10 protein-coding genes and 2 pseudogenes (2 of these 12 running past the window's edge) are annotated in these 12,071 nt (G+C 38.6%); 4 read left to right on the plus strand and 8 right to left on the minus strand.

From position 1 onward, the window contains the following. A pseudogene (locus A3H37_10135) lies at positions 1–814 on the minus strand (hypothetical protein) (it extends 761 nt beyond the left edge of the window). 366 nt (positions 815–1,180) lie between these two features. Between A3H37_10135 and A3H37_10140 the strand changes: the two are divergent. The 3 genes from A3H37_10140 (at position 1,181) to A3H37_10150 (ending at position 4,889) form a co-directional block, all read left to right on the plus strand. Continuing rightward, positions 1,181–2,800, plus strand: coding sequence for a hypothetical protein (locus A3H37_10140; GenBank protein OGL49457.1), 1,620 nt, complete (start codon positions 1,181–1,183; stop codon positions 2,798–2,800). Positions 2,801–2,983: 183 nt separating this feature from the next. Continuing rightward, a complete protein-coding gene (locus A3H37_10145; GenBank protein ID OGL49458.1) occupies positions 2,984–4,333 on the plus strand; it encodes a Fis family transcriptional regulator in 1,350 nt (449 codons plus the stop codon). Between the two features lie 16 nt (positions 4,334–4,349). Next, positions 4,350–4,889 carry a hypothetical protein gene (locus tag A3H37_10150; protein OGL49459.1) on the plus strand — a complete coding sequence of 180 codons (540 nt, stop codon included), beginning with the start codon at positions 4,350–4,352 and terminating at the stop codon, positions 4,887–4,889. Between the two features lie 106 nt (positions 4,890–4,995). On the opposite strand, the gene A3H37_10155 is transcribed toward A3H37_10150, so the two are convergent. The 4 genes from A3H37_10155 to A3H37_10170 form a co-directional block, all read right to left on the minus strand. Continuing rightward, entirely contained in the window at positions 4,996–5,874 is an 879-nt protein-coding gene (locus tag A3H37_10155) for a hypothetical protein (protein ID OGL49460.1), read from the minus strand. 134 nt (positions 5,875–6,008) lie between these two features. Beyond that, entirely contained in the window at positions 6,009–7,238 is a 1,230-nt protein-coding gene (locus A3H37_10160; GenBank protein ID OGL49461.1) for a polysulfide reductase, read from the minus strand. A gap of 22 nt (positions 7,239–7,260) precedes the next feature. Then, the gene (locus A3H37_10165; GenBank protein OGL49462.1) at positions 7,261–8,025 is read right to left on the minus strand and encodes a 4Fe-4S ferredoxin; all 765 of its coding nucleotides are present in this window, start codon (positions 8,023–8,025) and stop codon (positions 7,261–7,263) included. Between the two features lie 65 nt (positions 8,026–8,090). Next, positions 8,091–8,942, minus strand: a complete 852-nt coding sequence (locus A3H37_10170) for a hypothetical protein (protein ID OGL49463.1) — start codon at positions 8,940–8,942, stop codon at positions 8,091–8,093. Between the two features lie 162 nt (positions 8,943–9,104). Between A3H37_10170 and A3H37_10175 the strand changes: the two genes are divergently transcribed. Further along, complete coding sequence (locus A3H37_10175) at positions 9,105–9,317, plus strand: hypothetical protein (protein ID OGL49464.1); 213 nt, start codon at positions 9,105–9,107, stop codon at positions 9,315–9,317. 151 nt (positions 9,318–9,468) lie between these two features. Here A3H37_10175 and A3H37_10180 read toward each other — a convergent pair whose 3' ends face one another. From A3H37_10180 to A3H37_10190, 3 genes and pseudogenes are all read right to left on the minus strand, one after another. Next, positions 9,469–9,897 (minus strand): hypothetical protein, encoded by a 429-nt coding sequence (locus tag A3H37_10180; protein ID OGL49465.1) that lies wholly within the window; start codon positions 9,895–9,897, stop codon positions 9,469–9,471. A gap of 261 nt (positions 9,898–10,158) precedes the next feature. Continuing rightward, positions 10,159–11,088 (minus strand): hypothetical protein, encoded by a 930-nt coding sequence (locus tag A3H37_10185; GenBank protein OGL49466.1) that lies wholly within the window; start codon positions 11,086–11,088, stop codon positions 10,159–10,161. Then, positions 11,088–12,071 (minus strand): annotated as a pseudogene (locus A3H37_10190) (hypothetical protein); it runs 210 nt beyond the window's last position. Before A3H37_10190 ends, A3H37_10185 begins: the two are co-directional and overlap by 1 nt.

Below are 12,071 nucleotides of genomic sequence, written 5' to 3' on the forward strand. Positions count from 1 at the left end.
TGGATTTAAAACTTATATCTGTCGTAACATAGCCACTTATAGGCATTAAATGGCCAAAACTCAGATAATTCCAAGTGAAATAAGGTAATGTTATTAAAATTGCCACAATATTTGTATAAGCCACTTGGTAAAAAAACAATTTGGAGTTTGACAAAGAGTTATCACTTATAAACAATTTGAGAATCATTAAAAAACAAAAAGAAATTATTAAAAAAATTGCATCAAGGCGGGCAAGCATCAGAATCCCAAATAACATTCCTAAAAAAAGACTCTTTTCCCTCCCTTCTTCGAATAATCTAAATGTTAAAATTAAATAAATGGTTAAGGTTGTAAAAAATATCTGTATTCCTGATTCAAGCCCATTTAGCATTAACCTAGAATATAAAGGATAAATAAAAATGATAATTGCAAATAATCCAGCTCGCCACTCTAACCAATTCGAAATTATTCTATAAATTAAAAACAAACAAAATAAATAAATAATGGACTGAATAACCACAATGATTTTTAAATAGCTCATTAAATTGTAGAGACTGAATTTAAAAATCGGAATAAGCATTAAAAGCCAGAGAGGATGAAACCCATTAGTTTTATTTAATGTATCAATAGAACAGTTCCCTGTATTGGCAATATTTTGAGCTACCTTAAAATAATAAAACGAATCATCTTCAAAATAGATTTTAGGATCTATATTCCCGTTAGCAAGTAAATCAAGATTATTAATTATAGATGCGCATATTATACCAATGAAAAAAAGTATGCCCAAACAAATAAGGCATTTAATCATTTTAGTAAAGCTATTCTCTATCTGCATAACTCTTTTCTCATTAAAGGTGAAAAAATAAAGCTAAAAGTTAAATTTAATATAATACAGTTTTGTTTTAGAGGAGTTTTAAACTCTTTGTCAAGAAATCTCAAAAATTTCAAGTAATCAATAAATTCCACATTGGTTAGAAATGACTCTGGTCATCTTTAAAATAGAGAAATCGTAGCCTTCTATCCCCCTTTTCATACTAATTTATGACCGATTATAACCTTAAAAAATGTTTAGCTTTCTAGTAGAAAAACCAATTAAAATCTTTGACATTTTCCCTTTTCCGATTTATTTTATTAATATATTTTTTATTCTTGGCTTGTTTGGTTAGGTAGGGTTTGCATTTGATAGGTGAAGGATAGGAAAATGTTCTGCACTCATTTCTTAAGGCTTCTGAGCTTTAAGCTCTTTGCTCTGTTAATGCTCCTTCTCATTATTCTTTTTTCCTTCTACATGTATATCAACCTAAAACTCCATACCTCCCACCTCATGGCAAATGTTATTGCAAGCGCCAACAGAACCAGCGATTTGATAAAAAAATCTACAAGATACAGTATGTTGAAAAATCAAAAAGAGGATGTTGACCAGATAATTACAACCCTCGGTAATCTTCAGGGCGTTGACGGGATAAGGATATACAACAAGAAGGGGCTGATAATGTTCTCAGGCCGCAAAGAAGAAACAGGAGAAGCAGTGGATATGAAGGCTGAAGCGTGTTATGTGTGCCATAGCGAAAAGATTCCGAAAAAAACACTTCCTTCAATAAATCGTACAAGAATATTCTATTCTCAAAAGGGTTACCGGGTTCTTGGATTAATTAACCCGATTGACAATGAGCCTGACTGTTCAAATGCATCGTGCCATGCGCATCCGGCATCAATTAAAGTCTTGGGGGTTCTTGATGTTAAGATGTCTCTTGCTCAGGTGGACAGGAATATAAGAGAAAGTGAAAACAAAATGATTTTCTTTGCTGTCCTTTTTATTCTTACAGTAGGTATTGTATCAGGTGTTTTTATCTGGTTTATGGTTCATAATCCTGTAAAGAAGCTTACTATTGGAACCCAGGAGATTTCAAAGGGGAATCTTGATTACCAGATTGATGTTAAATCAAAGGATGAAATAGGGCAACTTGCAAAGTCCTTCGCCTATATGATGCAGGAGCTTAAAAAAGCCTATGAAGAGATTACTAACTGGTCAAAAACTCTTGAAAAAAGGGTTAAAGAAAAGAGTGAAGAACTTGAGAGAACGCAGGCTCATATTGTGCGGGTTGAGAAGATGGCTTCCCTTGGCAAACTCTCTGCCACTGTAGCCCATGAGATAAATAATCCTCTTGGCGGAATTTTAACCTATACAAAACTTTTGATTAAAAAACTGGAAAAACTCAATATTCAGGGGTATGATGAATCCATAATAAAATTTTTGAAAATAATTGAAAACGAATCCAAGCGCTGCGGGAGAATCGTCAAAGACCTCCTTGTTTTTGCCAAGTCCTCGTCAGTAAATTTTCAGCAGGAAAATTTAAAAAATGTTGTTGAAAAAAGCCTTCTTCTTGTTAATCATCACTTGGAAATTAAAAATGTAAAAGTTGAAAAAATCATGCCAGATGCTGATTTAACCATTGTCTGTGACACAAACCAGATTCAGCAGGCTTTGATTGCTTTATTTATTAATTCTGTTGAAGCCATGCCAAATGGAGGAACACTCAGAATTGAACTTATTCCAGAAACAGGAAAGAATTTAATCCAGATTAAAATTTCTGACACTGGTGTTGGAATCAAGGAAGATATTATTCCGAATATTTTCGAGCCTTTCTTTACAACAAAAAAAGATGGCTCAGGTTTAGGACTGGGTCTTTCAGTAGGTTATGGTATAATCAAAAAGCATGAGGGAGATATTGCGGTTGACTCTAAAATTAATGAGGGAACAACCTTTACTATAATACTTCCGACAGATTTACCTAAGGGAGAACAAAAGGTTGTTGAATAAGTAGCATAAAATTGGTGGATATATGAAATATTAAATTCTAAATTCAAAATCCTAAATTCTAAATAATTTCTAAATCCAAATGTTCAAAACTGTTTTGAATTTAGGTCATTAGAGTTTTGGATTTGTTTAGAATTTAGAAATTAGGATTTAGGATTTCATATTTATAAGAAAGAGGTAAACGTGATGAAAAAAAATATTGGAATTTTAATTGTTGATGATGAGCTCTCTGTGAGAGATTCGCTGTACAACTGGTTTAAAGAGGATGGCTACAGGGTTGATACAGCAGAGAATGGTATTGAGGCATTAAAAAAACTGCAGGAAAAAGAATGGGACATAATCCTTCTTGATATCAAAATGCCCGGCATGGACGGCATTGAGCTTCAGGGGAGAATAAATGAAATAGACAAGAGCATTACAATTATTATTATGACCGCCTATGCCTCTGTTGAAACAGCCATCCAGTCTCTCAAGGCAGGAGCCTTTGACTATGTAACAAAACCGATTGACCCGGATGATCTCAGTCACCTTATCAAAAATGCAATAAAGCAGAGAGAACTCATAGTAGAAAATATCCAGCTTCGAAACAAAATCGAAGAGCTCTCGCATCTGGATGAAATAATTGGTGACAGTTCCCAGATGAAAAAGGTATTTGAGCTTGTTGAAATGGTAGCAAAAACTGATGCTACTGTAATGATCCGCGGCGAAAGCGGAACCGGAAAGGAACTGATTGCCAGAGCAATCCACAGCAACAGCTCAAGGCGCTATTTTCCCATTATCCCGATAAATTGCGCATCATTCCCTGAAACCCTGCTTGAAAGCGAGCTTTTCGGTCATGAAAAAGGGGCATTCACCGGAGCGCAGTACAGGAGAAAAGGGAAACTTGAGCTTGCCCACGGAGGGACTATTTTCCTTGATGAAATCGGGAACATCAGTATGAAAACCCAGGTAGACCTTCTAAGGGTTATTGAGGCAAAACAGTTCACAAGGCTTGGAGGAAACGAGATAATAAACGTTGATTTCAGAATAGTTACTGCTACAAACAAAGACCTTGAACAGGCAATAAAAGATGGTTCTTTCCGTGAAGACCTCTATTACAGGCTTAATGTCTTCTCCATCTTACTTCCGCCATTGAGGGAAAGGCTGTCTGACATTCCGCTTCTTGTTCAGCACTTTATCAAAAAATTCTCTGCCTCAATGAATAAAAATATCGAAGGGATTTCTCAGGAAGCAGTTGATATGCTTTTAAGGTATAACTGGCCGGGCAATGTGCGGGAGCTTGAAAATGCCATAGAGAGAGCAATAGTTCTCAGCAAAGGTCCGCTGATAAACTCCGCACACCTGCCGTTTCAGCTATCAAAGGATGGAAATAGCGCAGGAAGCGATTCCCTGGAAGATATTGAAAAAGTTCATATCTTCAAAGTTCTTAACAAGGCTGAATGGAACATAACCCATGCCGCAGAGATATTAAAAATCGATAGGGTTACTCTCTATAACAAAATAAAAAAATATGATTTGAGCAGAGATAACTCTTAGGAACAAAAGTAGAAAAATGCCCTTTATCCATATAGTTCCATTTCAGCTTCTTTTATCTATAGATTTCGAACCGCTTAAAGAAATTATTTTAAAAACCTTTAATATCCAGCCCACAATATCAAACCAGAAAATAGATATTTCTGATACCTATGACATTAAAAGAAACCAGTATCATTCTTCAAAAATCTTAATTAAACTCAATGAGGCAAAATCTGAAGGCGCTGTAAAAATTCTTGGCATAACTGAGCTTGACCTCTTTATCCCAATTCTCACATTTGTATTCGGAGAAGCACAACTCAACGGGACTGCTTCTGTCATTTCTCTTTTCAGGCTTAAGAATCAGTTTTATGGTTTGCCTGAAGATAATAAATTACTCTCTGAAAGAATGGGAAAAGAAGCAATCCACGAGCTGGGACATAACTTTGGGCTTTTTCACTGCGACAATTACAGGTGTGTGATGAAATCCTCAACCTACGTTGAAGATGTTGATATAAAATCGATTGACCTCTGCCATTTATGCAAGGAGCTTCTTCTGAAGTCTTTAAAAAACTTATAATTACTCAGTTCTAATAAGGTTAGAACCTATTTTTGTGTAACCTTGAAACAGGCTCTAACCTCATCCAGCCAGAGGGGGATATAAGGATTTGAAATCTGTGGAATCATTAACAATGCAGCTTTGTGAATGTGGTTAAAAATATATCAAAGAATCTTTTATGACCAATAACTTCCATTAACCCTTCTGTAGTTTTTTCTCTCTCCAATATAGACCTTCCATGTATCCTTATCTGCTTTAGAAGTTCCCTGATAACAAGCTGTTCTAATATAAAAGAATGTTTTTTAAATCTAATAATAGCATCTTCGCTTGAAAATAGGGATTCTGCCTCTTTCTCAAAATCCAGTGGCTTAAGCCTTAAAAGCCAGCCCCTGCCATAGGGGTCAGCAATCGGTAGTTCCGGATTCTCAAAAACCTCCTGATTCAAGGAGATGATATATCCGCTTAGCGGAGAGACAACTGGAACTGTCCCGAATTCTCCGGCTATCCAGCAGCACGGGTGTTCTTGGAGAATCAGGGTTGATTCAGGTGGAAGGATGATATGTTTTATTTTTGTTATAAATTTACAAAGAAAATCATCAATCCCTATTTTCACATGTCCATTATTTTGTTTAACCCATGTATGGCCCTCATAATAAAGAAAATCTTTCTCAATTTTAAAATCAAAAAGACCCTTTAAAAATCTTTCTGCTAGAGTTTTTTCTATCCCGAATTCATCCAAGTTATTAACAGGAGAGCGTAGCTTTACAGTCTTAATTCTATCCTCATGATTCTTGATTGCATCTCCTATGGTCTGAAAGTTCCTCTCTCCTAAAAAAGATTCATTAAATGAGCAGAAATCGCAATTATATTCCTGGTCGCAGAGTTTATATGCTACAAGCCCTGCAGTCATCCAGACACATTTTAATTCACCCTCTGGAATGAGTCTGCTTGTGGAATGATTTTTTGTTTCCTCTTTTTCGTAATTTGTATTTTTCATAACTTCCATCCAGAAATTTCATTTTCTCGTCATTGCGAGCGTAGCGAAGCAATCTCAAATCCCCCTATATCCCCCTTTTCTAAAGGGGGAGAAAAGGGAGATCGCTTTGGCTGGCTTCGTCAACCTCGCCTGACTCATTTTGATCACACCTTTCTATCTGAATCAATCCTATCATAGGAAGATTCTATTGCTAAAGCTGCTTCTCCGGGTAAAGCCTCATAGCTATATTCCCTCTCCTTCTCAACTGCCTCCTTCTCTTTTGCTGCTTCAAAGATTGGCAGATATTTTACTGCCACACCAAAGACAATAAAACCTATGCCAACAATAAAGGCTGTTACAGCCATTTCCATCCATGTCGGGAAATACTCAACTCCTGAAGATGCTGCCATACCAGTAATACTGACATTTAACCTGTTCATAACAAAGCCAATTACAACCATTAAGGCAGATATGAAAAGACCTTTTTTATTGACCCTTACCTGCGGAATTGTGAGCAGGATAAAGGGTATAACAACACCAACTAAAATCTCTGCTATAAAGAGAGGTCCTTCAATTCCTGAATTAAATACCAGACCAATTGCGTCTCTGTGGAAAAGGTCCAGCATTCTAAGCGCAAAATAAGCCCCTAATATAACCACAATCACCCTGCTAAGCCCTTCCAAAAGGTCAATTTCAAGCTCTTTTTTGAAAAATCGGTAGCTTAAGAATGACTCAAAGATAACCATTGCCAGTCCTGCCCCGATTGCAGAGACAAAGAAAAAGAGCGGCAGAAGCGGAGAATACCAGAGCCCGTTCAATTTCTCAGGAACAATAAGAAACAAAGTCCCGAGAGATGACTGGTGCAGAGTTGAAAGGAGGAACCCTGCAAGAACCAGAGGTATTGAAATTGACTTCAGTATTTTCAGCGGCTTCTCCATGTTGAATTTCTCTAAAATAACCGGGATAAATTCCAGCGCAAGAACAGCAGAATAGAGCATAACGCACCAGGCGACCTCAAACATTACCGAGTGCGGATTCCACATGACAATCGGATGCCAGATTCTGTATGGCCTTCCCAAGTCATAAAGCAGGGCTGTTGATACAAGGATGTACCCCAAAAATGCAGTGAGTATGGTTGACCTTATTATAGGTTTATATTTTTTGATATTAAAAATATAAACTGCTGCTGTGATGGTAAATCCTCCTGCTGCAAGCCCTACACCGCAAAGGACATCAAATCCTATCCAAAGACCCCATGGAAAGCTATCGCTTAAGGCGGTTGATGCCCCAAGACCTTTTATGAACCTATAACCTGTTGCATAGACCCCAAGAACCATAATGACAGCCAAAACAACTCTCCAGAAAGTTATTTTAGGCAATTCTATCTTCCTCATTGTAACCAACCTCCTTCCTCTGTTAATTCCCTTTATTCTTTTCCTTCAGCCTCTTTTCCCTCTCCAAAGCCTCTTGAACTCTCACCTCGTTCCTCCTGTTTGTTATCCACCATATTCCACCCATAACAACCCCGCCCATAATCACTATATCCGGAATCATTGATAACACATTCCATGTTAACATTGGCATAGGATGCTTTGCCAAATCTGTCCTGAAACCCAGACTGCTGAAGGGAGCACTTGCAAGAAAGATAACTGAAGTTCCTCCTACTTCCTCTTCTCCATATATATGGTTCACATATTTTTTGGGCTCTCCTCTGATTCTTGATTTAGCTTCGTTAAGAAGATAATCTCTTTCACCAAACTCTGTTGCACCTGTAGGGCATGCATCAGTACACGCTGTCTGCTCGCCACGTGCAACTTTTTCTGCGCAGAAAATGCATTTTCTTATTCTCGGCAAAGGGTTTTCCCACTCATATTTTGGTATGCTGAAGGGACACGCCACCATGCAGTATCTGCATCCAATGCACTTCTCCTCATCATATACAACAGGTCCTGCCTCTGTTTTATGCAAGGCTCCAACAGGGCATACTGACGCACAGGAGGGATTGCTGCAGTGCATACAGAGCTTTCTCACAAATATACCATTAACCTCCTTAATTGTTGTATATGTCTTTGAGGAAAGCCTGTATTCATCTCCCTGAGGAAGTTTATTTATCTTCTTACAGGCTTCAACACACGCCATACATCCTATACACAGAGTTGTATCTACCAACATTGCCTTCATTTTCTTCACCTCCTTCTAACCTTACCGCAACCTGTCATTCCGCTCTTGACACGGAATCCAGTAAACTATCTTCCTCTCTTTCTTAAAAAGTTCTTCTCGAAAAATTCCCACTGCTCATCGCCAAGAAATTCAAGAAGTCCGTCAACAATCTCACCACCGTCCTGAATGGTCGCATATCCGGGAACCATCTGTAAGCCTTTCCCAAGCATGACCTCCTTAAACCTTACGATTTCTTCCTTGAGCCACAGAGCAGCGTCTTTAGCTACTTTAAGGGCTTTGATATTCTCGCTTAAATTATTTGGCTTAATTGCGCATACCCAGCCATCAATATAAGGATCCCTTTTTATAACCCTTGGTGTTTCAAGTAACATATGATTTACACTGCCGATGACACCATCTACCGGAGAGTAAAAATTTGCCTTTCTATTTCCCTGCTTAATTGTAAATATCCTTCCCCCCTGTTTAACCTCTTTCCCGATAGGAGGAAGTTCAATTTCATCAAATCTTCCAATGCTTCTCTGGGCAAAATCGTCCATCCCAACCTTTACATATCCTGACAAAAGGAGATTTGCCCATGTGTGCCCTTTGTGGAAAAAGATTCCCATTGGAATGCGGTAATCAGACTCTCTAAAGCTCCTGACAGGTTTTCGCTCTGCTTTCCTTGCCTCTCCGGCTGCTTGAGTTTCTGTTCTGGAACGAAAAACAGCAACCCTTCCCTCTCTCCTTGCCTCAACTGTCTGCACAGCCAAGTCAATCAGTATAAAACAGATAATGGTTGTTACTACGAGTATTACTACCATTTTAATCCCCTCCTTTCTTTTTGCGTTAAAGTTTTCAACTGAACCCTCCTTTTCAGGCAGGTCAGGAGACCTGCCTCTATCCGGGTAGAGTTGGGTCTCCTGACCCAACCTTCCCAACTATCCTAAACTGCAAATAGCGTGCCAGAACTAAAAAATATGAATGGATTTAAAGGTATGAGATTAATTTGCTTGGATATTCAGGGGCTTAGAGAGAAAAATAAAATCAGGCTCAAAAAAGAAATTAGTTTTTCAACAATATGAATTGTTGAAAAAATTTACATGAAAATTTTCAAAAAATTAAAAACCAATGGAATCATCTTGTTTTTTAAAAAGATTTTCCCTGTTGAATTCCTCAACAGAAGCTGTTGTGATTCTCAACAAAACGCTGGCATAAATGAAGTCAGAGTAATACACTTATACGACGATATGGTATCAAAAGCAGAAATCCTTCTTTTTGCTATTTACCATTCAATATTCTCGGTTAGCCTGTAAAGACCAGTTTCTACATTTTGCAGGGACAGGATTTATCACTGTCCATCCAAATTTCTGGGCAGGCGAGACCTGCCTACCGCAGGCAGGAGCCTGTCCTACTATTCACTGACCACTATTCACTAACTAACAATTAATCTGGGGTTAAGAACTTTTAGTAGCTTTTCCTGCCCGAAAGTTTTTCTACCTTTATTCTGAATGTCATGGATTTGTCAGGGGTTTTTGCAGATTTTTCAACCTGAGCCTCAAGAACCTCCTGGGGCACTTTATATTTTTCAGCAGCAAGTTTCATGCCAATTAATATTCCTTCGCGGTCTTTTACCTGCTCAATCCTCCCCTCTGCAAAAACAGAAGACCATCCATCATCAGTTGCTTTAAAGACAGTGAAGGCTGCATTGGGGTTTTTCTTCATGCACTCAAATTTCCTTCCCTGTGGAAGCAAGCCAAGCCATATATCCTTCCCGTTAAAGCAATACCAGCAGACAACCCCGTAGGGTCTATCGCTATCCACAAGCATGAGAGTCCCTTCATATAGTTCGTTTAAAAGGGTTTCTATCTCCTTTTCTGTCATCTGTTTTGCCATCTCTTAATTCTCCGTATTAAATTTCAAATCACAAAATCCAAATCCCAAACAAATTCAAAACTGTTTAGAACATTTGAATTTTGTATTTTGGCAGACTGTTGAAAAGCTCGGTTTACTGTCATTGCGAGCAAAGCGAAGCAATCTCAGTTTTATGTAAATCAATTGGCTAGAGATTGCCACATCGCTGTCGCTCCTCGCAATGACGCTCGTTATCCCCTTTTTCAACAGCCTCTTGGAATTTGTTATTTGAGTTTTATTATTTTAACTCACCAGTCTCTGCCCTGCCTTGTATGCCATCTCAAGCCCCTCTTTATCCTTTGCAATCTCTCCCTTTTCATGGCAACCCCAACCATAAATTGCCTCTTTAACATCAATCCCGTACCACATTAATAAATCGCCGTGGTTTTCAATTGTTCTCTCAAAAGCAGGGTATGGCGCACCCCATGTTACAACAAGAGCTGCCCTTTTCTTTTCCTCATCCTCCCACTTCCATGGCATCCTTCCCATTTCTACTCCGTAAAAGCGGTCAAAAAAATTGCAAAGCGCTGCATTCTCTCTTCCTGTGTATATGGGAAAGCCAATTACATAAATATCAGCATCAATAAATTTCTTGTAAAGGCCATTTGTCAAATCATCTTTTATTACGCAGAAATTCGGAAGCTTCTTTTCCTGCCTGCAGGCTTCACAACCTGTGCAAAATTCAATATTCATTCTCGCAATATCAAATTTCTCTACATTAGCGCCTTTATCCCTCGCTCCTCGTAAAATCTCGCTTAACAGAACATCAGTATTCCCCTTCTCTCTTGGGCTTGACTGGATTCCTATTACTTTTAGCTCTTCAGTTTTTTTCTTTAGATTTTCTTCCTGTTTTGAACAGCTCCAGCTTCCAACTTTTGGGGAACCCCCATATCCAAGATTCCTTCTGCTTGCAAATCCTTCCTTTAGCAATCCCTTTTCAGCAAGGTTTCCAAAAATCCTCCATCTGTTATTTTCAAATGGCCAAAGCTTCATAGCTTCCATTATCAAATCTTCAGATACAATGTTTTTCCCTTTTGATGCTGCCACAATCTGGCATATTTCCCTGACACGCTTATCCCACAAGTTTCTTGTGATTGTGGGCCAAGTTTCAAGCAAATTAGATAAAAATTTTTCTGCTTTAGGAGTGAAAAGAATACCTTTTTCTTTTTCCATTATATCACCTTTGATTTCTTAAGTTTTTTTATCTTATCCTCAGGATATTTTAAAATGCCCGACAGAATCTCCTCATTATGCTGTCCAAGGGTTGGCGGCGGAGCAAATGTCTCTTTCGGTGTATCATAAATTTTTATTGGATTCCCCAAAAGTTTTACCTTGCCGCATACAGGGTGGTCAACTGTAATTATCATCTCCCTTGCCTTAATCTGCGGTTCCTCAAGAGCCTCAGCAATATTGTTAACAGGCGCACCGGGAATTCCTATCTCATAAAATTTTTTAACCAGTTCCCTGCCGCTTTTCTTCAGAAATGCAGCCTCCAAAATCGGCTCAAGCTCTTTTCTGTTCTCTGCCCTTTTCCTGTTGATTTCAAACCTCGCATCCTTTGCTATCCCAGGAATTCCGAGCAGATCGCACAGTTTCAGCCAGAAATCCTCGCCAAGAATCGCAACAACAATCTTTATATCACTTGTCTGGTACATCCTGTAAGGAACAATGTTTGGATGTCCTGTCCCCTCAGGTTTTTTATCCCTCCTGCCCTCTAAAAGATAGGGTGCTGAGTGATAAGTTAGAAGCGCGAGCTGTGTATCAAAAAGACCTATGTCAATTTTCTTCCCCTTCCCCTCTTTTTCTCTTGCATAGAGTGCGCCAAGAATTCCAACAGCGCCAAAAAACGAGCCTCCTAAATCACCCATTGGAACACCCATCTTCACTATTGGTCCTTCAGGCTCTCCTGTAAGGTCTATCTCGCCGCTTATTGCCTGCATTGTCAGGTCGTAGCCCGGAACATTCCTGTAAGGACCATTCTCGCCAAAGGCGGTTATTGCGCAGTAAATTATTTTTGGGTTTATCTGCTTCAGTTTCTCATATCCAATGCCAAGCTTGTCAGCAACTCCGTAGCGGAAGTTCTCAAGGACAATATCAGAGGTTTTTACCAGTTCATAAAAGATCTCCTTGCCCTCCTTTTTCTTAAGGTCAACAAC

This window comes from Candidatus Schekmanbacteria bacterium RIFCSPLOWO2_02_FULL_38_14, from assembly GCA_001790855.1.
Taxonomy (GTDB): Bacteria; Schekmanbacteria; GWA2-38-11; order GWA2-38-11; family GWA2-38-11; genus 2-02-FULL-38-14-A.